This window comes from Streptomyces sp. NPDC059679 (genome assembly GCF_042734105.1).
Classification (GTDB): Bacteria; Actinomycetota; Actinomycetes; order Streptomycetales; family Streptomycetaceae; genus Streptomyces.
In genome coordinates, this window is the sequence record NZ_JBHWES010000002.1 from 494601 (window position 1) to 517402 (window position 22802).

Below are 22802 nucleotides of genomic sequence, written 5' to 3' on the forward strand. Positions count from 1 at the left end.
GCGCCCTTGTTGGGGGGGGGCGTGTGTGCGCCGCAACTCCTGTAATTCAACACGGGTTGACTGTGGGGGGGGGGGGGGGGGGGGGGTTTTTTTGGGGGGGGGGGGGGGGGGGTCGGCTTGTCGCCGACCACCGCCCGCTGTCGTTACCTCAGTACCTCTGTACGTTTCGTCGTGCGGAATGTGTCGATGTCACTTTCACTCAGGGGTGTCGTTCAGTACGTGACCGGCACGCCCTGGGTGTCGCGCGCCGCCACGTGGCTGGGGCCGCTGTAGCCGGCCTCGGCGGGGCGGGACTTGCGGAGGAAGCCGGGTGCGGCCCAGTTCGCCCGGCCCAGCAGGGCCATCACGGAGGGCAGCAGGATCGCCCGGACGACCGTGGCGTCGAGCAGGACGGCCACCGCCAGGCCCACGCCCAGCTGCTTGAAGTCCTGCATGGCCAGGGTGCCGAAGACCGCGAACACGGCGACCATGATCAGGCCGGCGCTGGTGACCACCCCGGCGGTGGTGCGGATGCCGTGGGCGATGGCGTCCCGGGTGGTGGCGCCGCGGTCGTAGGCCTCGCGGATCCGGGAGACCACGAACACGTGGTAGTCCATCGAGAGTCCGAACAGCACCACGAACACGAACAGCGGCATCCAGGACTCCAGGGCGCCCGGCGCCTCGGTGCCGACCAGGGAGGCGCCCCAGCCGTGCTGGAAGACGGCGGTCATCACGCCGTACGCGGCGCCCACCGACAGCAGGTTGAGGACGATCGAGGTCAGCGCGATGACCGGGGACCGGAAGGACACCAGCATCAGCAGGAAGGTCACGCCCATCACGAAGGCGAAGACCGGGACGATGCTGCTCTTGAGCTGGTCGTTGTAGTCCTCGGAGAAGGCCAGGTCACCGCGGACGAGCGTGGTGGTGTCCGAGACCTTGCCGAGGGTGTCGGGGATCAGGGTGTCGCGCAGTTCCTTGAGGGCCTTCTTGGAGGTGGCGTCGGTGCCGTTGCCGATCAGCGGGACGCTGATCTCGGCGATGTTCTGCTTGGCGTGCACCGTGACGTCGATCTGCTTACCGGTCTGCCCGGAGGCGAGCGCCGCCTTCTTGAAGTCGGCGATGGCCTGGGTGACCTGCGGGGAGTCGATGTCGTTGGACTTGATCACCACTCCGGCCGGGGCCGGGGCGCCGGGGAACTCCTTTCCGATCTGTGTCGAGACGGACACCATCGGGTTGTCGGCGGGCAGCAGCTTGTCGGTGCCCAGCTTCTCGGTCTTCATGCCCAGGGCCGGCGCGGCCAGGGCGAGCAGCAGTGCGGCGCCCAGGACGGCGAAGACACCGGGCCGGGCGAGCACCCCGCGCAGCAGGGCGTTGGTGCGACGGCCGCCGACGGCCGCGGCGGCCGCGGCGCGGGCCTGGCGGCGGCGGGCGATGAAGGGGATACGGCCCTTCTCCACCCGGTCGCCGAGCATGGCCATCATGGCGGGCAGTACGGTCATGGAGCCGATGACCGCGATCAGGACGACCTCGATGGTGGCGAAGGCGAAGCCCTTGAACACGGTCAGCCCGGACAGGAACATGCCGGCCATGGCGACCACCACGGTGATGCCGGAGATCAGCACCGAGTGTCCGGAGGTGGCGGCGGCGATGTGCAGGGCGGATTCCTTGTCCCGCCCGGCGGCCCGCTCCTCCCGCTCCCGGCGCAGATAGAACAGGCAGTAATCAACCCCGACGGCCAGGCCCATGAGGAACATCACGGAGCTGGTCATGCCGTCGACCGGCACCACCTGGCTGGTCAGGGCCAGCAGGCCCATGGCGCCGACGCAGGCGGTGGCGGCGAGCAGCACCGGCAGTACGGCGGCCACGAAGGCGCCGAAGACGACCAGCAGGATGCCGAGGGCGACCGGGAGCGCGGTCATCTCGGCCCGTGCGAAGTCCTCGCCGAGGCTGTCGTTGATGCCCTTGAGGCCGGTGGCGGCGCCGTACTGGCCGAGCGTCACCGCTTCATGGGCCTTGTCGGTCTTCTCGACGGCGTCGATGACGGGCTGGATGCGGTCGGCCGCGGTGTCCGGGTCGCCCTTGACGTCGTACTGGATGAGGGCCGAGTGCTTGTCCTGCGAGACCACATGCGTGGTGTTCGGGTCGTGCAGGTTCTTGACCAGCCCGGTTTCCTTGAGCGCATTCACCGTGGCGGTGACGGCGCCCTGGAACTCGGCGTCGCCGGCGGTGAGTTTGTCGCTGTGGACCAGGACCAGCTCGGCGGCGGGCGGTGCCAGGTCGGCGTCCTGGAGGATACGCTCGGCCCGGCCGGAGTCCCCCGTCCCGTAGTCGGCGTTGGTCAAGGTCTTCTGTCCTGCGGCGCCGCCCACGACGGTGACCAGGACGACCAGGATCAGCCAGCCGAAGACGGCCGTCTTTCGATGGCGGGCGCTCCAGTCACCGAGCGCGGCGGCGAAATTTCGATGACGTGCCATTACCTCTCCTGCGGTCAGCGGCGTTTGCCCCGTAGCCGCGGAGGCCGTGGGGGATTAACCAAAACGCTAGGCGCTGCGCAGGGGCTATGGAGCCCGTGGAGCTTGCAGCAAGCTGCGCCTGCAGAGTACTGCCACCAGGATACGGACATATCGGGCACCAGGCACGCCATTCCGCTGCTACATTTCCCAGCAGCTTGATACCCGAACTCCCATGTTTCGAAGGGAATTCGGATTTCCATCGAAAGGGAAAGCTGGGAGAGGGGGATTCGTGGATATCGCCATCGCGGCAGAGAATCTTGGAAAGCGCTATGGAAATCACCAGGCGCTCGCCGGAGTTGATCTCGAAGTGCGGTCCGGAACCGTACTCGGACTGCTCGGGCACAACGGCGCGGGCAAGACCACCACCATCCGCATGCTGGCCACGCTGCTGGAACCGGACTCCGGCAGCGCCCGGGTCGCGGGCTTCGACGTCGTACGCGAACAGCGCGAGGTGCGCCGGAGGATCGGCCTGGCGGGCCAGTACGCCGCGGTCGACGAGCTGCTGACCGGCCGGGAGAACCTGGTCCTGCTGGGCACCCTGCTGCGTCTTGGCCGCAGACGGGCGCGGCAGCGGGCGGAGGAGTTGCTGACGGCGTTCGAGCTCACCGGGGCGGCCGACCGTCCGGTGCGCACCTACTCGGGCGGGATGCGGCGCCGGCTGGACCTGGCGGCCTGTCTGATCGCCTCGCCGACCGTGCTGTTCCTCGACGAGCCGACGACCGGGCTCGACCCGGCCAGCCGGATGGTGCTGTGGAAGATGGTGCGGGAGCAGGTCGCCCAGGGCGTGACCGTGCTGCTGACCACGCAGTATCTGGAGGAAGCGGACTTCCTGGCCGACCGGATCATGGTGTTCGCCGCCGGCCGCACCCTGGCCGAGGGCACTCCGGACGAGCTCAAGCAGAAGGTCGGCGAGGAGTGGCTGGAGGTGGCCGTGGCCACCGCCGAGGACCTGCCCGCGGCGCTGTCCGCGCTGGGTCCGGTGGCCGTCGCCAGCCCCACCGTGGACGAGACGAGCAACCGGATTTCCGTCCAACTGGCGGACAGGATGGGCTCCATCGCGGCCGCCGCGGCCGCGCTGGAGGGCTGCGGAGCCGAGGTCGTCGACTTCGCGCTGCGCCGTCCCTCGCTCGACGACGTGTTCTTCCATCTCACCGGGGAGAGCAAGCCGGGGCCGAACAAGTCTGGTGAGAACCCCACAACCACGGCGGAGGACGGGTCATGAGCAGCCTGACGGGACCGGCGGAGTTCGGTGCCGGGACGGCCAGGACGGCTGCGACGGGGAACAGATTCGCGGCTGTCGGAGATGTGCTGGCCCTGACCGGGCGCCATCTGCGGCATCTGCGCAGAACACCCGAGAAGCTGATCGCGGTGGCCCTGACGCCGGTGGCCATGGTGGTGATCCTGGGCTATCTGTTCGCCAGCGTCATCACGATCAAGGACAGCGGCGGGGTCGAGTACCACGACTACGTCATGGCCGGGGTCTTCGCCCAGATCGGGCTCACCTGCATCGGCATCACCGCGCTGGGGGTGGCCTCGGACATGGGCAAGGGGCTGATCGACCGGTTCCGTTCGCTGCCGATGGCCCGGTCATCGGTGCTGGTCAGCCACACCGCGGCGGATCTCGTCCCGGTGGCGATCAGCATGGTCGCGGTGGGCGGGATCGGTCTGCTGGTCGGCTGGCGCACCGATGCGGGACCGCTGCCCATCCTGGGCGGCTTCGCGCTGCTGCTCGCCTTCGCGTACGCGATGCTGTGGCTGGGCGCGCTGCTGGGGATGGTGCTGCGCAACATGGAGGCCATCAACGGCATCTCGGCCCTGGCCCTGGTCATCCTCTCGTTCATGTCCAACTCCTTCATGCCGCTGTCGGGCCTGCCCGGCTGGCTGCGCACGGTGGTGGAGTGGAACCCGGTCAGCACGGTGTCCGAGGCCTGCCGGGTGCTGTGGGGCAACGCCCCCGCCTCTTCGGGCGGGAGCCTGCCGATGGAGCATCCGGTGCTGGTCTCGGCCATCACGGTGGGTGCGCTGATCGCCGTACTGATCCCGGTGGCCCTGCGGACCTTCCGCACGGCCGCCGTGCGCTGACGATGGCTACGCGGCCTCGGGGAGGTGGGGTGCGTTCCCGCGTCGTCCGGTGCGGTGCATCGCAAGGCGGAGCGGCGCCCTCGTACTGGGCGTACTCGGGCGCTGCGACAACGCGGCGAGGTGCCGTGCTGGGCGGCGCGGGGGCGTGCCTCACTTCCCCGAGGCCGCGTGACGCCCGCCGGTCACTCCGGTTCCGAGGACCCGTCCGCGCTGCCCTGCAGCCAGCCCCGCTCGCCGGCGATCACCCCGGCCTGGAAGCGGCTGCGGGCGCCGAGCTGGGTCATCAGTTCCGCGGTGATCCGGCGGGCGGTCCGTACGGAGATGCCCATCTTGCGGGCCACCACCTCGTCGGTGTGGCCCTGGGCCAGCAGGCTCAGCACCGCACGGGCCTGGCTGGTGAGCCCGGTGTCCTCGTCGCGCCGGCGCGTGGCGCCGAACGGCGGGGCCTCCTCCCAGATGTGTTCGAACAGCGCACACAGGGCGGAGACCAGCCCGGTTCCGCGCAGCAGCAGCGCCCCGACGGCGGTGTCCTCGGGGTTGCTGGGCACGACGGCCGCCTGCCGGTCGAAGATGACCATACGGAGCGGCAGCGAGGGGACCACCCGGACCCGGCAGCCGAGGCCGGTCAGCCAGTCCAGATAGGACACGGTCTGGGGGTGGTTGATCACGCTCTCCAGGTAGACGCAGCGCATTCGCACGCCGCGCTCCAGGAGTGCCTGGTCGATCGGCCTGCTGGCCTGCCGGGACTCGGCCGACTGCCCCCCGCCGGTGGTGAATTCCATGATCTCGGAGGTGCAGTCATGGGCCAGCTCCTCGAGCCGGACCCGGACCATGTCGATGCCGCTCAGCTCCTCGACGTCCACCCGGCGCTTGTTCTGGACGGAGTCGACGTATTCGGCGACGATCTTGCTGATGGCGAGCTTGCCGGAGGTGATCTCCTGCTGCCGCTGGGTCAGTTCGACCTCCTGGCGCGCCAGCAGAGACACCAGGCTGATCTCGGGATTGATTAATAAGAGCCCGCCGGGCCGCTGGTCGGACTCGCGCACCAGGGAGAGCCCGGCCAGTTCGTCCAGGGCGCTCCTGACCTTCTCCTCACTCCAGCCGAGTTGTCCGGCCAGGCCTGATATGCCGAGTTCGGGCCGGCCCAACATCGCTCGGTAGACGCTCTCGGCCGCGGAACTGACACCGAGGATCTCCAGCACGTGTGTACTCCCTCGTCCCCCGCGCGCCCCCGCGCGTGATCGAAACCCACCCCTACGTCCCGATCACTGCATGTTACGGCACGAACGGGGTGCGACCGCACGGTAGTTGATTAATTCGCCTGTCCTTCGGCAGCCCGGCATCGAACCGTGAGAGGTGGCCATGTACATCGTCATGGGACGCATGCTGCGCGGCCGTACGATCGTGGACGCAGGGCAGCTACGAGCACTGGTGTACGCCGCCGCCGAACCGGAGGACGGTCTCGAGCACGTCTACGCCGAGACCGATCTGGAGGGCGCCGGTACCGTCCTCTTTCTGTGTGCCACTTCCGCAGAACGAGCTGAGGCCACCGCCGTCCGTATCGTGGACCGGCTGCTCGCCCAGGATGAACTCCGCGGCTGGGAATGGGAAGGCCGTCGAGGCGAAGTCTAGGGAGATCCCAAATAATCCCTGGCATTCTCCGGCCATCGCAGGACCCTGACAGCGTAAACACATGACACCGGGTCTACGGCGGTACAGACTCATAACACCGGACAGGAATTCAAAACATTCTGGAATTCCCGCTTCCGAAACTCAAGAGTAACCAATCCCCGGCGAAAAGGGAATACTCATGTCTGCCATCAATCACCCCTCCGCCCGTATGAATGCGTTCATCTCGCTCGCTTTCGGAGCCGTCATTCTCGCCACTTCCCCGGCCGGGACCGGCGTCGGCTGGGACAGAGCCGGCGCGTTCGGCCCGGAGGTCGGCTGGGACAAAGTCGCCGTCGGCTGGGACCTGGCCCCGGCCCATGACCCCGGCGTGGGCTGGGACAACGTGGCGGCCGGCGCCCCGGACGTCGGCTGGGACAGCGCGGGCGCCGACCGCACGGACGTCGGCTGGGACCTGGCCCCGGCCCACGGCCCCGGCGTCGGCTGGGACAGCAAGCCCCGCACCGACAACGTGGGCGACGTGGGCTGGGACTGAGCAGCGGTACGGATACGGCGATCAGGGGGAAGGTCTCGTGCCCATCATCACGACGCCGCAGGAGTTCAACGAAGAGGACCTCTTCGTGGACCTGCGGGAGATGTTCGGTTATCCGCTCTACCTGAAGTGCGAGGGGTTCAACTTCGCCGGCTCAATCAAGCTCAAGGCCGCCGCATCCATGATCGAAGCGGCGGAACGCGGCGGGCTTCTGGGCCCCGAATCGATCCTGGTCGAGTCCTCTTCGGGAAACCTCGGTATGGCGCTCAGCATGATCGCCGCCGCCAAGGGCTACCGGTTCATCTGCGTGGTGGACTCACGGACCAACCTGTCGACCCGACAGGTCATCGAATCCCTCGGCAGCGAGGTGCATGTCATCACCGAGCCGTCCGTCACCGGCGGTTTTCTCGGGGCGCGCCTCGATTTCGTACGCGGGCTTTGCACCACGGATCCGCGTTACGTCTGGCTGAACCAGCACGCCAACCAGAACAACTGGAAGGCGCACTACCGCACCACCGCGCCCGCCATTGAAAAGCAGTTCCCCAACCTGGAAGTGCTGTTCGTCGGGGCGGGCACCACGGGCACCCTGATGGGCTGCGCGCGCTACTTCAAGGAGCAGCCGAACTCCCCCGTCACGGTCGTCGGCATCGACAGCCTCGGCTCGGTCACCTTCGGCACACCGGCCGGCCCCCGCATGATCCCGGGCCTGGGCGCCGGAGTGCGGCCCGCCCTGTTCGACCAGCGGTACCTCGACGACATGGTGCTGGTCCCCGAGATCGAGACCATCCGCACCTGTCACACCCTGGCCCGCGGCGGCTTTCTGTTCGGCGGCTCCACCGGCACCGTCGTCAACGGCGCCGTGAAGTGGCTGGCCGAACACCGCCCCGGCCAGGACGTCACCGCCGTGGCCATCTCGCCCGATCTCGGCGACCGCTACCTGGACACCATCTACCGGCCCACCTGGGTTAGGGACGTCTACGGCCTGGACGCGCTGGAGCCGGCTCCCCGTCCGGGCGCCGTCACATCAGGAGTGCACTGACGATGAGAGAGACCGACCTTTTCGAGCTACCGCTCTCCGGTGCGCAACGGGAGATGTGGTACGCACAAGCGCTCGACCCCGGAAACCCCGTCTACACCATGGCCGACCATCTCGACCTGGACGGGCCGCTGGACCTGGCGCGGTTCGAGCGCGCCTGGTGGCAGCTGATTCACGAAACCGAGTGCGTACGGGCCCGGTTCGGCGAGCGCGACGGCGAGCCCGTACAGACGGTCCATCCGCTCGGGGAGCGGACGCTCGCGGTGCGGGACTACCGCGCCGCCACCGACCCCGACGCGGCCTCCCGCCACCGGATCGCTACGGATCTGCGGCTCCCCTCGTCCCTGGGCGCCGAGGCGTTCCACAGCGAGCTGCACCTGCTCGGGCCGCGGCGCACCCGGCTCTACGCACGGGCCAACCACATCCAGATGGACGGCTACAGCCGCTCGGTGTTCTACCAGCGGTTCGCCGCTCTGTACGAGGACGGCGAGGACGCACCCGGCGCGCTGCCGCCGCTGGCCGATCTGCTCGCCGACGAGGAGGCGTACCTCGCCTCGCCCGCCCACACCCGCGACGCCCGGTTCTGGTCCGGGCGGTTCGACACCGCCCCCGAGCCCACCCGGCTGTCCCGGCGGCGCGCGGGACACGCCCACCACACCCTGCGCCGCACCGCCCCGCTGCCCGAGGCCACCGTGGCGCGCTTGAGCGAACTGGCCTGGCAGGCGCGGGTGACGTGGCCCACCACGCTGATCGCGGCCACCGCCGCATGGGCCGCCCGGGCCAGTGGCGACGGGGAGGTGCTGCTGACCCTGCCGGTGCCCGCCAGGACGGGCGCGACCGCGCGTGCCGTGCCCGGGATGCGCGCCAACTTCCTGCCGCTCGCCCTGTCGGTGCGGCCCTCGATGACCCGCGCCGATCTGCTGCGGCACACCGCGGCCGAGCTGCGCGCCACCGTCCGCCACCAGCGGTACCGCGGCGACGAGCTGCGGCGCGAACTTGGCTTCACCGGCGACGCCGACACCACGTACGGGCCCACGGTCAATGTGCTGGAGTCCGGGGTGGACTTCACCTTCGGCGACGCCTGCACCGGCCGGCTGCACAACCTGTCCACCGGGCCGGTGCCCGATCTGCAGATCATCTATCTGGACGCGCCGGGCGACGGCTGGACGCTGCGCCTGGACGCCAACCCCAGCCTGTACACCGACGCCGAGCTGACCGCCCACCAGGACCGGCTGCTCACCGCCATCGAGGCTTTCGCGCACGGCGCCGACGACCTTCCGCTGGGCCGTGTCGATGTCACGCTGCCCGCCGAGCGGGAGCGGCTGCTCGTCGAGTGGAACGCCACCGAGCGCACCGACGGCTTCACGGACGTGGTGGAGCGGGTACGGGAGCTGGCCGGTCTCGCGCCGCACGCGGTGGCCGTCGACGACGGCACGACCCGGCTGAGCTACGCCGAGCTGGTCACCCGCGCCGACGCCCTCTCCCGCACCCTGACCACCTCCGGGCTCTCCACCGGCTCCCTGGTCGCGCTGGCCGCGGGGCCCAGCGCGGCCTTTGTGACCGCGGTCCTCGGCGTGCTGGGCGCGGGGGCCGCGTGGGTGCCGCTCGACGTACGCGCCCCCGTCGCCCGCGGGGCCGCGCTGCTGGCCGACAGCGGGGCGCAGGCGCTGCTGTTCGGCCGCGACCAGGAGGAGTTCGCCCATCAGGTGCTGGCCGCCTGCGGCAGCTGGCCCCAGGTGATCGAACTGGAAGGGTCCGGGGATGGCTCCGGGAATGCTGCGGCGGATCTTCTACCGGTTGCGGGCAAGGGCGACGACCTGGCTTACGTGATCTTCACCTCGGGCTCCACCGGCCGCCCCAAGGGCGCGATGGTCCACCGCCACGGCATGGTCAACCACCTCCTCGCCAAGGTCGAGGACCTGGATCTGACCGCCGCCGACTCGGTGGTCCACAACGCGCCCGTCACCTTCGACATCTCCATCTGGCAGATGCTGTCCGCGCTCGTCGTGGGCGGCCGCACCCGGGTGGTGTCCCGCGAGGTGGCCGGCGATCCGCAGACGCTGTTCGCGCTGGCCGACGCCGAGCGGATCACCGTGCTCGAAGTGGTGCCCTCGCTGCTGCGGGTGGCGCTGGACGAATGGGACGCCGGGGCGGCCCGGCCCGAACTGGCCGCGCTGCGGCACCTGGTGGTCACCGGGGAGACCCTGCCGGTCGACCTGTGCCGCCGCTGGCTCGCGCACTACCCCGGCGTACCGCTGGTCAACGCGTACGGGCCCACCGAGTGCTCGGACGACGTCACACACGCCTTCATCCGCTCCGAGGACGACCTGGGCCCGGTGCGGGCGCCGATCGGCTCCGCGGTGCGCAACACCAGCCTGTACGTCCTCGGCGACGGGCTGCGCCCAGTGCCCGCCGGGGTGCCCGGCGAGCTGTACGTCGGCGGGTTCGGGGTCGGCCGCGGCTATCTGGACGATTCGCGCCGCACCGCCTCCGTGTTCGTCGCCGACCCGTACTCGCCGGTGCTCGGCGCCCGGATGTACCGCACTGGCGACCGGGTGGTGCACCGCCCGGACGGGCAGCTGGAGTTCCTGGAGCGGGTCGACCACCAGGTCAAGATCCGCGGCCATCGCATCGAGCTCGGCGAGATCGAGGCCGTGCTGCGCGATGTGCCCGGCGTCATCGACGCCGTGGTGACCGTGGCCGTGGACCGCGAGGGCAACTCCCGGCTTGCGGCCTTCCTGTCCGGCACCGCCGACGTGGTCGCCGCGCGCGACCGGGTCGCGGGCGCGCTGCCCGACTACATGGTGCCCGTGGCCTTCGTCGTCCTGGACGCCCTGCCGCTGACGGTCAACGGCAAGGTGGACCGCAAGGCGCTGCCCGAGCCGGACTTCGCCGCCGCCGCGGCGGGTTCGGGCCGCGCCCCGCGGGGTCCGCGCGAGGAGGTGCTGTGCCAGCTGTTCGCGGATGTGCTGAACCTGGAGCGGGTGTCGATCGACGACGACTTCTTCGGGCTCGGCGGCCACTCGCTGCTCGCCACCAAGGTGATCAGCCGGCTGCGCGTACTGCTCGGCATCGAACTGCCCATCAAGGCCCTGTTCGACGCGCCCACCGTGGAACGGCTCGCCGCCGCGCTGGACGGCGCCGGCCAGGCGCGGCCCGCGCTCGTCGCGGCGGACCGCCCCGCCGAACTGCCGCTGTCCTTCGCACAGCAGCGGCTGTGGTTCCTCGGCCACCTGGACAACCGCAGCGCCACCTACCACCTCCCCCGGGCGCTGCGGCTGTCCGGCGAGCTCGACCCGGCGGCGCTGGCCGAGGCGCTGGCCGACGTGGTCGCCCGGCACGAGAGCCTGCGCACCGTCTTCCCCGAGGTGGACGGGCGCGCCACCCAGGTCGTGCTGGCCGCCGAGGTGGCCCGGCCTGGCCTGCCGGTGACCGAGGCCGCCGAGGACGAGCTGGAGTCGCTGCTCGCCGAGCGGGCGGCGCGCCCGTTCGACCTGGCGGCGGAACTGCCGCTGCGCGCCGAGCTGTTCAGGCTGGGTGAAGAGGAGCACGTACTGCTGGTCGTGCTGCACCACATCGCCGGAGACGGCTGGTCGGTGCTGCCGCTGGCCCACGACCTGCGCGAGGCGTACGCGGCGCGGCTGCGCGGCCGGGCGCCCGCGTTCCGGCCGCTGCCGGTCCAGTACGCCGACTACACGCTGTGGCAGCGCGAGCTGCTGGGCGACGAGAAGGACCCGGACAGCCTGGCCGCCAAGCAGCTGGAGTTCTGGCGCGAGGCGCTGGAGGGCCTGCCGGACGAACTGGAGCTGCCCACCGACTTCCCGCGCCCCGCGCTGCCCTCCTACCGGGGCGGCACGGTGGACTTCCGCCTGGAGCCCGAGCTGCACACGGCCGTGGTGGCGCTGGCGCGCTCCTCCGGGGCCAGCGTGTTCATGGTGCTGCAGGCCGCGCTCGCGGCGCTGCTGTCCAAGCTTGGCGCCGGGGAGGACATCCCGCTGGGCACGCCCGTCGCGGGCCGCGGCGAGGCCGCGCTCGAGGGGCTGGTCGGCTTCCTCGTCAACACGCTGGTGCTGCGCACCGATGTGTCCGGCGACCCGACCTTCCGCGAGCTGGTGGGGCGGGCGCGCTCCGCGGACCTGGCGGCCTTCGACCATCAGGACGTGCCGTTCGAGGCGCTGGTGGACGCGGTCAGCCCGGCCCGCTCGCTGTCACGGCAGCCGCTGTTCCAGGTGATGCTGGCCTTCCAGAACAACGCGCCCGCCGACTTCGGGCTGCCGGGCCTGATCACCACGATGGCCCCGGTGCCCACCGGCACCGCCCGCTTCGACCTGGCCTTCGAGCTCACCGAGGAACACGGTGTGTCCGGCGGCATCGGCGGTCAGCTGGAGTACAGCGCGGACCTGTTCACCGAGGCGAGCGCGGCGGTGATCGCCGAGCGGCTGGTGGAGCTGCTGCGCACGGCCACCGCCGAACCGGACCGGCCGCTGAGCCGGCTGGACGCCCTGTTGCCCGAGGAGGCCACGCACATCCTCGGCACATGGGCCGGCTACGGCGCCCAGGCCCCCGAAGCGGGCACGCTCCCCGAGCTGTTCGCCGCCCGGGTGGCGCTGGACCCGGACCGTACGGCGCTGCTGGCCACGGGCGTGGGCCCGGTCACGTACGGGGAGCTGGACGAGCGGGCCAACCGGCTCGCCCACCATCTGATCTCCCTCGGCGTCGGTCCGGAGGACACCGTCGCGCTCGTCCTGCCCCGCACCGTCGAGGCGGTGGCGGCGGTGCTCGCGGTGCTCAAGGCGGGTGCGGCGTATCTGCCCGTCGACCCCGCGTATCCGCAGGACCGCGTCGACTACGTTGTCGAAGACGCCCGGCCGGCCGCGGTGCTCACCACGGTGGAGCGGGCGGGGGCATTCCACGTGCCGTCAGGCACAGCTGCCCGCATCCTCGCGCTGGACTCGCCCGAGACCGCCGCCGCGCTTGCCGCGGCCCCCGCGCACGACCCGACGGACACCGACCGGCGGGCGCGGCTTACGCCCCAGCACCCCGCGTACGTCATCTACACCTCGGGCTCCACCGGCCGCCCCAAGGGCGTGGTCGTACCGCACGCCAATGTGGCGGTGCTGGCCGCGCAGGGCGAGCCGTTCGGGGTGCGGGAGGGCGTCCGGGTACTCCAGTTCGCCTCGTTCAGCTTCGACGCCGCGGCCTGGGAGGTCTGCACCTCGCTGCTGACCGGCGCGGTGCTGGTGCTGGCCGGCGAGGAGGACCGGGCGCCCGGCGAACCCCTCGCCGCGCTGATCGCCGAGGCCCGGATCGACGTGGTCTGCCTGCCGCCGACCGTGCTCTCGGCCTGGCCAGAGGATCTGCCCATGCCCGAGGGGATCACGGTCATCACGGCGGGCGAGGCCTGCCCGCCCGAGCTCGTGGAGCGGTGGTCGGCCGGGCGCCGGATGATCAACGCGTACGGGCCCACCGAGACCACCGTATGCGCCACCCTCAGTGAACCGCTCTCCGGCGCCGTCAAACCGCCCGTCGGCCGCCCGCTGCCCGGCACCCACGTACGGGTGCTGGACGCGGCGCTGCGGCCGGTGCCGGCCGGGGTCACCGGGGAGCTGTACGTGGCGGGCGCCGGGCTGGCCCGCGGCTATCTGGGGCGGGCGCGGCTGACCGCCGAGCGGTTCGTCGCCGACCCGTACGGGCAGCCGGGCTCGCGGATGTACCGCACCGGGGACCTGGTGCGCTGGCTGCCCGACGGGACGCTGGACTACGTCGGCCGCTCGGACGACCAGGTCAAGCTGCGGGGCTTCAGGATCGAGCCCGGGGAGATCGAGAGCGCCCTGCTCGCCGACCCCGCTATCGCCCAGGCCGCGGTGATCGTGCGCTCGGACCGCCCCGGGGAGAAGCGCCTGGTCGGTTACGTCGTACCGGCCGGGGACGAGGCACCCGACGCGGCCCGGCTGCGGGAGCGGCTGGCCGACCGGCTGCCCGACTACATGGTCCCCGCCGCCTTCGTCACCCTCGACGCCCTGCCGCTGACCGGCAACGGAAAGCTGGACCGCAAGGCGCTGCCCGCGCCCGACTTCACCGCCCGCGCCACCGGCCGGGCGCCGGTCACCGCGCAGGAGGAGACGCTGTGCCAGGTCTTCGCCGACGTACTGGGCCTGGAGCGGGTCGGCGCCGACGACAGCTTCTTCGACCTGGGCGGCGACTCGATCGTCTCGATCCAGCTGGTGGGCCGGGCCCGTAAGGCCGGGCTGCTGATCACCGCGCAGGACGTGTTCACCCACCGTACCCCGGCGGCGCTCGCCGCCGCGGCCAAGCCCGCCGCCGAACAGGTGGTCCTCGGCACGGACGACGGCGTCGGCGCCCTGGCGCCCACCCCGATCGTCCACTGGCTCCAGGAGCTGTCCCAGGCCGCGGAGTTCGCCGGATTCCACCAGGCGGTCGTGGTGCACACCCCGGCCGGCGCCACCCAGGCCACCCTGGCCGCGGCGCTGCAGGCCCTGCTCGACCACCACGACGCGCTGCGGATCCGCCTCGACTCCGCTGACGGGCGCTGGACGCTGCGGATCGCCGAACCCGGCGCGGTGCGCGCCAAGGAGCTGCTGAGCCGCGTCGGTGTCGCCTCGCTGCCCGAGGCGTCCTGGGCCGAGGCGGTGACCGGCTCGGCCACCGCGGCCCAGGCCCGGCTCGACCCGCGCGCGGGCGTCGTGGTCCAGGCGGTGTGGTTCGACGCGGGCCCCGGGCGCACCGGGCGGCTGCTGCTGACGATGCACCACCTGGTCGTCGACGGGGTGTCCTGGCGGATCCTGCTGCCCGACCTGGCCCAGGCGTACGAGGCGGTCACCCACCGCACCCCGGTGGCGCTCCAGCCCGTGGGCACCTCGCTGCGCCACTGGTCCGGGCTGCTGGCGGCCGAGGCGCGCACGGTGCGCCGCGGCGCCGAACTGCCGTACTGGCGGGAGGTGGTGGCCACCTGCGATCCGCTGCTCGGCACCCGGCCGCTCGACCGCGCCCGGGACACCACGGCCACGGCCCGCACTCTGCGGCTGTCCCTGGACACCGGCACCACGGCGGCGCTGCTGACCGAGGTCCCGGCCGCCTTCCACACCGAGGCCAACGACGTGCTGCTGGCCGGACTCGCGCTGGCCGTGGCCGACTGGCGGCGGCGCAGGGGCGAGGAGAGCTCGGCCGTACTGGTGGAGCTGGAGGGCCACGGTCGGGAGGAGTTCACGGAAGGGGTGGATCTGAGCCGGACCGTCGGCTGGTTCACCACCACCTCCCCCGTCCGGCTGGAGGTGGGCTCGCACCTCGTGCACAACTCCGACTGGGCCGAAGCCTGGTCGGGCGGGCCGGCGGCCGGTCTCGTCCTCAAGGCGGTCAAGGAGCAGCTGCGCGCCCTGCCCGACCACGGCCTGGGCCACGGTCTGCTGCGCCGGCTCGCCCCGGACACCGCGCCCGAGCTGGTCGCGGCCGACCCGCCGCAGCTGGGCTTCAACTACCTGGGGCGGCTGCCCGCCCCGGTGGCCGAGGACTGGTCCGTCGCCCCCGAGGCGGTGCTGGTCGCGGCCGGCGCGGACCCGGACCTGCCGCTGCCGCACGTACTCGGGCTCAACGCTCTCACTGAGGACGGCCCGGACGGGCCGCGGCTGGTGGCCGCCTGGACCTGGGCCGCCGGGCTCCTGGCGGAGGACGACGCGCGCGCCATCGCCGAGGGCTGGTTCCGCGCGCTGGAGGCCCTGGCCCTGCACGCCCAGAGCCCGGATTCGGGCGGGCACACCCCTTCCGATGTCGACCTGGTGGAGCTGAGCCAGGACGAGATCGACGAGTTCGAAGACGAGATGGATGAGTGGTCCCTGTGAGCGGAACCCTGAGTCAACCGGAAGGCGCGCTTCGAGCACCGGCGCGCACCGCCAAGCGGTCCAACTTCCAAGATGTCCTGCCGCTGACCCCGCTGCAGGAAGGGCTGCTCTTCCACGCGGTGTACGAGCAGCAGGCCGATCTTGACGTGTACGCCATCCAGCTGGCGCTGGACCTGGAGGGCCCGCTGGACGCGGGCCGCCTCAAGGCCGCGGCCGGCGCCCTGCTGCGGCGCCACCCCAACCTGCGGGCGGCCTTCCGCTACCGCAAGAACGGCGACCCGGTGCAGCTGATCCCGCGCACCGTCGAGGTGCCGTGGACTGTCGTCGACCTGAGCGGCCTCGCCCCCGGGGAGCGGGCCGCCGAGGCGCGGCGCCTCACCGACGAGGACCGGGTGCGCCGGTTCGACGTACACCGCCCGCCGCTGCTGCGGTTCATCCTGATGGATCTGGGCGGGGGCGCGCACCGCGTCGTGCTGACGGCCCACCAGATGGTGTTCGACGGCTGGTCCATGCCGCTGATCGTGCGCGAGCTGTTCACCCTGTACGGCGAGAACACGGCGGCTCTCGCGCCCGCCGCCCCGTACAAGTCGTATCTGGCGCATCTGGCCGGGCAGGACCGGGCCGGGGCCGAGGAAGCGTGGCGCGGGGCGCTGGCCGGGCTCGACGAGCCGACCCTGGTGGCCCCGGGTGCGGCAGGGCGCGCGGCGGCGCTGCCCGGACACCACGCGGTGGAGCTGCCCGCGGCGTTCACCGCCGAGCTCACCGCCTGGGCGCGCGGCCGGGGCCTGACCCTGAACACCGTGGTGCAGGGCGCCTGGGCGGCCACCCTCGGAGCCCTCACCGGGCTGCGCGACGTGGTGTTCGGCGGCACGGTCTCCGGCCGGCCGCCGGGGCTGCCCGGGGTCGAGACGATGGTCGGCCTGTTCATCAACACCCTGCCGGTCCGGGCCGACCTGGACCCGGCCCGCTCGTTCGCCGACATCCTCACCACGCTCCAGGACCGGCAGACCGCCCTGCTGCCGCACCAGCATCTGAGCCTCACCCGTATCCAGCAGACCGTCGGCGCCGGCGAACTCTTCGACACGGTATTGGTTTTCGAGAACTATCCGCTCGACCCCTCGCAGATGGCGGAACCCGCCCCCGGGCTGCGCATCACCGGGCTCGAGGCCAAGGACGCCACCCACTACCCGCTGAGCCTGATGGCGCTGCCCGGCGAGCGGCTGCGGCTGGACGTCGGCTACGCCCCCGACCTGTATACGGCCGAGGAGGCGGCCGCCGTGATGGACCGGCTCACGGGGCTGCTGCGCACCCTGCTCGACCACCCCGACCGGCCCTTCGGACAGCTCGACGCGCTGCTGCCCGGCGAGCGCGAGCGGGTGCTCGACCTGCCCGCCGACCCGGCGCCCGAGGACCCGTTCGCGGATGTGGTCGAACGGGTGCGGGCGCTGGCCCGCGAACAGGCCGAGGCGCCGGCGGTCACCGACGGACGGGAGACCCTGAACTACCGCGAGCTGGTGGGCCGGGGCAGCGCCCTGTCCCGGGAGCTGACCGGCCGGGGCATCGGCCCGGGCTCGCTCGTGGGCGTGCTCGCCGCGCCCGGGGCCCGCTTTGTCACGGCGGTGCTCGGCACGCTGGGCGCGGGCGCGGCATGGGTGCCGCTGGACGTCACGGCGCCGATGGCCCGTACGGCCGCGCTGGTCGCGGACGCGGGCGTGGCCCTGCTGCTGACGGATGCCCAACACACCGCGCTCGCCGCCGAGGTGGGCGGCGCGCTGCCCGTCCTGACGGTGAACGGCCACTGCGACGCCTTTGGCGACCTCGCACCCGTGGCCGGGGCGGGCGACGACCTGGCGTACGTCATCTTCACCTCGGGCTCCACCGGCCGCCCCAAGGGCGCGATGGTGCACCGCCGGGGCATGGTCAACCACCTCCTCGCCAAGGTCGAGGACCTGGATCTGACCGCCTGTGACACGGTCGTGCACAACGCGCCCGTCACCTTCGACATCTCGGTGTGGCAGATGCTGTCCCCGCTGGTCGTGGGCGGTCTGCTGCGCGTGGTGCCCAAGCGGACGGCGGCCGATCCGGCCGAGCTGTTCGGGATGGTCGGCCCGGAGCGGATCAGCGTCCTGGAGGTCGTGCCCTCGCTGCTGCGGGCCGCCCTGGACAGCTGGGACGCGGGCGCGGCGGTGCCCGATCTGACGCGGCTGCGCCGGCTGGTGGTCACCGGCGAGGCGCTGCCCGCCGAGCTGTGCCGCCGCTGGTTCGCATACTTCCCCGGCATTCCGCTGGTCAACGCGTACGGGCCGACCGAGTGCTCGGACGATGTCACCCACGCCGTGATCCATGACGCCGACGAGGTGCCCGGGGTACGGGCCCCGATCGGGTCGGCGGTCCGCAACACCGGGCTGTACGTCCTGGACGACGGGCTGCGCCCGGTGCCCGCCGGGGTGCCCGGCGAACTGTACGTCGGCGGGATCGGGGTCGGCCGCGGCTATCTGCACGACCCGCGCCGCACCGCCTCCGTGTTCATCGCCGACCCGTACTCGCCGCTGCCCGGCGCCCGGATGTACCGCACCGGGGACCGGGTCGTACGGCGGGCCGACGGGCGTCTTGAGTTCCTGGAGCGGCGCGACCACCAGGTCAAGATCCGCGGCCATCGCATCGAGCTCGGCGAGATCGAGGCCGTGCTGCGCACCGTGCCCCAGGTCACCGACGCGGTGGTGAACGTCGCGAAGGACACCCGGGGCGAGGGCCGGCTGGTCGGCTATCTGGCGGGCACGGCGGACCCGGCGGCGGCGCGGGCGTCGGTCGCCGAGCGGCTGCCGGAGTACATGGTGCCGTCCGCGTTCGTGCTGCTTGACGCCCTGCCGCTGACCGCCAACGGCAAGGTGGACCGCAAGGCGCTGCCCGCCCCCGAGATCACCACCTCGGCCGGGCGCGGCCCGCGCACCCCGCGCGAGGAGTTGCTGTGCCAGGCGTTCGCCGAGGTGCTGGGCCTGGACCGGGTCTCCATCGACGAGGACTTCTTCGAACTCGGCGGCCACTCGCTGCTCGCGACCCGGCTGATCAGCCGGGTGCGGTCGCTGCTGGACGTCGAGGTTCCGCTGCGTACGGTCTTCGAGGCGCCGACCCCCGCCGCGCTCGCCACCCGGCTGACCGGCGCCGACGCGGCCCGGCCGGCGCTGACCGCGGCAGCGCGCCCGAAGCGGCTGCCGCTGTCGTTCGCCCAGCGGCGCATGTGGTTCCTGGGACGTCTTGAGGGCCCGTCCGGCACCTACAACCTGCCGTGGACGCTGCGGCTGTCCGGGAAGGTGGACCGGCCCGCGCTGCGCGCCGCGCTCGGCGATGTGGTGATGCGCCACGAGGCGCTGCGCACGGTCTTCCCCGAGACGGCCGACGGCCCGTACCAGCGCATCCGCCGCCGGGCCCGGATCACCCTGCCGGTGCACCATGTCACCGAGCCCGAACTGGATGGATCCGTCGAAGAGTTCGCCTCGCGCGGCTTCGACCTGTCCCGCGAACTGCCCTTCCGGGCCGCGCTGTTCGCGCTCGGCAAGGACGATCACGTACTGGTGACGGTCATCCACCACATCGCGGGCGACGGCTGGTCCAACGCCCCGCTGGCCCGCGACCTGAGCCGCGCCTACGCGGCCCGGCTGCGCGGCGAGGAGCCGCGGTGGAGCCCGCTGCCGGTGCAGTACGCGGACTACGCGCTGTGGCAGCGCGAGCTGCTGGGCGACGAGACGGACCCGGACAGCCTGGCCGCCAAGCAGCTGGCGTACTGGCGCGAGACGCTGGACGGGCTGCCGGACGAGCTGGAGCTGCCCACCGACTTCCCGCGCCCCGCGCTGCCCTCCTACCGCGGCGGCACGGTGGAGTTCACCATCCCGGCCACCACCCACGCCCGCGCCGCCGCGCTGGCCAGGGAGTGCGGGGCGAGCCTGTTCATGGTGGTGCAGGCCGCGCTGGCCACCATGCTGTCCAAGCTGGGCGCCGGGGAGGACATCCCGGTCGGCACCCCGGTGGCCGGGCGCACCGACGACGCGCTGGACGACCTGGTCGGCTTCTTCGTCAACACCCTGGTACTGCGCGGCGACCTTTCGGGCGATCCGACCTTCCGTGAGCTGGTGGGCCGGGTGCGCTCGGCGTCGCTGGCCGCCTTCGCCCACCAGGACCTGCCGTTCGAGCGGCTGGTGGACGCCCTGTCCCCGGCCCGGTCGATGGCCCGGCACGCGCTGTTCCAGACGATGCTGGCGTTCCAGAACAACGCGGCGGCGAAGCTGGAACTGCCGGGTCTGGAAGGGAAGGTGGGGGTGGCGCGCACCGGCAACGCCCGGTTCGACCTGGCCTTCGACCTGGCCGAGGAGCACACCGAGACCGGGGCGCCGGGCGGGATCGCCGGGCGTCTGGAGTACAGCGCCGATCTGTTCACCGAGGAGACCGCCCGCACGCTGGCCGCCCGCCTGACCCATCTGCTGGACCGGCTCACCGCCACCCCCGACGGCCGCCTCGCCGAAACGGACGCGCTGCTGCCGGGCGAGCGGGAGCGGCTGCTGGTGGACTGGAACGGCGCGCCCGCGCACCCCGCCGAACCGCCGCTGTACGAGCGGTTCCAGGCCCGGGTGGCCGCCGCGCCCGACCATCCCGCGCTGCTCTTCGAGGGGCAGGCCACGAGCTATCGCGAGCTGAACGAGCGGGCCAACCGGCTGGCGCGGGCCCTGGTCGCACGCGGCGCGGGCCCCGACCGGCTGGTCGCCATCGCCCTGCCGCGCTCCCCCGAGATGGTCGTGGCGGCGCTCGCCGTGCTCAAGTCGGGCGCCGCGTACCTGCCCATCGACCCGGCGTACCCGGCTGACCGGATCGGCTACATGGTTGAGGACGCCCGGCCGGTGCTCGCCCTGACCGACCGTGAGGGGGCGCGGGCGGTGCCCGGACTGGCCGCCGCGCCGCATCTGCTGCTCGACGACCCGGAGGCGGTGGCGGAGATCGCCGCCCTCCCGGGGAACGATCTGCGGCCGCATGAGCGCCGCGCCGCGCCGAGCGCCGGCCACACCGCGTACATCATCTACACCTCGGGCTCCACCGGCCGCCCCAAGGGCGTCGTCGTGCCGCTCGGCGCCTTCGCCAACTTCCTGGCCGAGACCTCGCGTCTGCTGCACCTGGGCGCGGACGACCGGCTGGTGTCGGTGACCACCTTCGGCTTCGACATCGCCAACCTGGAGCTGTTCGTCCCGCTGCTGTCCGGCGCCGCCCTGGTGCTGGCGCCGCCCGCGGCCGTACGCGACCCGCAGGCGCTGGCCGCGCTGCTGGTCGAGACCCGCGCGACCGTGCTGCAGGCCACCCCGACGCTGTGGCACGCCCTGGTCAGCGGGCATCCGGGGGCGCTGCGCGAGGTGCACGCGCTGACCGGCGGCGAGGCGATCGGCCAGGACCTGGCCACCGCGCTGCGCGGCGCGGCGCGCAAGGTGACCAATCTGTACGGGCCGACGGAGACCACCATCTGGTCCACCGCCGCCGAGCTGGACGGCGCCGGCACCCCGCCCATCGGCCGCCCGCTGGCCGGCAACCGGGCGTACGTCCTGGACACGGCGCTGCGGCCGGTGCCGGCCGGGGTGACCGGCGAGCTGTACCTCGGCGGGGCGTCCCCGGCCCGCGGCTACCACGACCGGCCGGGGCTGACCGCGCAGCGGTTCGTCGCCGACCCGTACTCGCCGGTGCCCGGCGCCCGGATGTACCGCACCGGCGACCTGGTGCGGCGGCGGCCGGACGGCACGCTCGACTATCTGGGCCGGGCGGACCACCAGGTCAAGGTGCGCGGCTTCCGGATCGAACTGGGCGAGATCGAGACCACGCTGCTGAGCCATCCCCGGGTGGCACAGGCCGCGGTGGTGGTACGCGAGGACACACCCGGCGAGCCGAGGCTTGCGGCGTACGTCGTGCCGCGCGGCGAGCCCGGCCTGGACCTGGCGGAGCTGCGGGCCCATCTGGCGGGCGCGGTGCCCGACTACATGGTCCCGGCGTTCCTCACCGAGCTGGAGCGGATGCCGCTGACGCCCAACGCGAAGGTGGACCGCAAGGCCCTGCCGGCCCCGGGGCTGCCCCGCGCGGCCACCGGCCGCGGGCCGCGCACCCCGCTGGAACAGACGCTGTGCCAGGCCTTCGCCGACGTACTGGGCCTGGATCGGGTCGGCGCCGAGGACAGCTTCTTCGAGCTGGGCGGCGACTCCATCCGCTCCATCCGCCTGGTCGGCCGCGCCCGTGAGCTGGGCGTCGGGCTCACCCCCGCCGATGTGTTCCTGCACCGGACGGTGGCGGGCCTGGCCACGGCGGCCACCGCGGCGGGCTCGGCGCCCGATGTGCCCGACGCCTTCGCCCGGGTGCTGCCGATCCGCTCCCAGGGGACGCGTCCGCCGCTGTTCTGTGTGCACGGCGGGGTCGGGCTCTCCTGGCCGTTCCTGGAGCTGGCCGGTGCGCTCACCGAATTTCCCGTGTACGGATTCCAGGCGAGCGGAATTCTGTCGCCGGCTCAACAGCCCGCCTCCGTACGGGAAATGGCTGCAGAATACACCCGGAGTCTAGTGGAAATCCAACCCAATGGCCCTTACCATATTGTTGGATGGTCTTTCGGAGCGCTGGTCGCCCATGAAATGGCCGTCCAATTGCAGAAGCAGGGGCGCGAAGTGGCGCTGCTGGCCAATCTGGACGGCTTCCCGGCGACGGAGTCCGACCCGGAGCAGGACCTGAGCGATCAGGCCCTGCTCGCCCAGATCCTGCTGCGCTGCGGCCTCGATCCGCAGGACGGCGCCGAGGGCGGGGACGAGCTGGACGCCGCCGGGGTGCTGGCGCTGCTCGCCCGGGACGGCAATCCCCTCGCCGAGCTCGACGAGGCGCAGCTCGGCCATCTCATCGGGGTGATCCGCCACTTCAGCGCCCTGGGCTCGGCCCACCGGCCGGGCCGCTACCGCGGAGAGCTGCTGTTCTTCGCGGCCACCCGGGGGCTCGCCCCGTCCGCGCCGGCCGAAGACCTCTGGTCGGCGCATATCGAGGGCGCCGTCGTCCGCCACGAGGTCGACGCCGACCACGACGGAATGCTGGCCCCACAGCCCGCCTCCCATATCGCCAAAGTCATCTCCGAAGCGCTCGGCGGCTAGCCGAGAAGACTTCCCGAAGAGAAT

Annotated in this window: 9 protein-coding genes; 7 read left to right on the forward strand and 2 right to left on the reverse strand. The window is 72.3% G+C overall.

Annotation, left to right across the window (positions count from 1 at the left end; genetic code table 11):
- Positions 1-212 precede the first annotated feature (212 nt).
- Complete coding sequence (locus ACFV2X_RS04745; RefSeq protein WP_385611378.1) at positions 213-2453, reverse strand: MMPL family transporter; 2241 nt, start codon at positions 2451-2453, stop codon at positions 213-215.
- Between the two features lie 268 nt (positions 2454-2721).
- Between ACFV2X_RS04745 and ACFV2X_RS04750 the strand changes: the two genes are divergently transcribed.
- Together ACFV2X_RS04750 and ACFV2X_RS04755 are read left to right on the forward strand one after the other, a co-directional pair.
- On the forward strand, positions 2722-3714 hold the full coding sequence (locus ACFV2X_RS04750; RefSeq protein WP_385611381.1) for an ATP-binding cassette domain-containing protein: 993 nt from the start codon (positions 2722-2724) through the stop codon (positions 3712-3714).
- On the forward strand, positions 3711-4574 hold the full coding sequence (locus ACFV2X_RS04755; RefSeq protein WP_385611384.1) for an ABC transporter permease: 864 nt from the start codon (positions 3711-3713) through the stop codon (positions 4572-4574). Before ACFV2X_RS04750 ends, ACFV2X_RS04755 begins: the two co-directional genes overlap by 4 nt.
- Before the next feature lie 182 nt (positions 4575-4756).
- Here ACFV2X_RS04755 and ACFV2X_RS04760 read toward each other — a convergent pair whose 3' ends face one another.
- Complete coding sequence (locus ACFV2X_RS04760) at positions 4757-5776, reverse strand: LuxR C-terminal-related transcriptional regulator (protein ID WP_385611386.1); 1020 nt, start codon at positions 5774-5776, stop codon at positions 4757-4759.
- 160 nt (positions 5777-5936) lie between these two features.
- Here ACFV2X_RS04760 and ACFV2X_RS04765 point away from each other — a divergent pair, with 160 nt between their 5' ends.
- The 5 genes from ACFV2X_RS04765 to ACFV2X_RS04785 all read left to right on the forward strand — a co-directional run bounded on the left by ACFV2X_RS04765 (position 5937) and on the right by ACFV2X_RS04785 (position 22778).
- Complete coding sequence (locus ACFV2X_RS04765; protein WP_089512914.1) at positions 5937-6206, forward strand: hypothetical protein; 270 nt, start codon at positions 5937-5939, stop codon at positions 6204-6206.
- Between the two features lie 178 nt (positions 6207-6384).
- The gene (locus tag ACFV2X_RS04770; RefSeq protein WP_385611389.1) at positions 6385-6738 is read left to right on the forward strand and encodes a hypothetical protein; all 354 of its coding nucleotides are present in this window, start codon (positions 6385-6387) and stop codon (positions 6736-6738) included.
- A 37-nt stretch (positions 6739-6775) separates the two neighbouring features.
- The gene (gene sbnA / locus ACFV2X_RS04775; RefSeq protein ID WP_385611392.1) at positions 6776-7774 is read left to right on the forward strand and encodes a 2,3-diaminopropionate biosynthesis protein SbnA; all 999 of its coding nucleotides are present in this window, start codon (positions 6776-6778) and stop codon (positions 7772-7774) included.
- 2 nt (positions 7775-7776) lie between these two features.
- Positions 7777-15627 carry an amino acid adenylation domain-containing protein gene (locus ACFV2X_RS04780; protein ID WP_385611394.1) on the forward strand — a complete coding sequence of 2617 codons (7851 nt, stop codon included), beginning with the start codon at positions 7777-7779 and terminating at the stop codon, positions 15625-15627.
- The gene (locus ACFV2X_RS04785) at positions 15624-22778 is read left to right on the forward strand and encodes an amino acid adenylation domain-containing protein (RefSeq protein ID WP_385611397.1); all 7155 of its coding nucleotides are present in this window, start codon (positions 15624-15626) and stop codon (positions 22776-22778) included. The genes ACFV2X_RS04780 and ACFV2X_RS04785 overlap by 4 nt, the downstream gene beginning before the upstream one ends.
- The last annotated feature ends 24 nt before the right edge of the window (positions 22779-22802 follow it).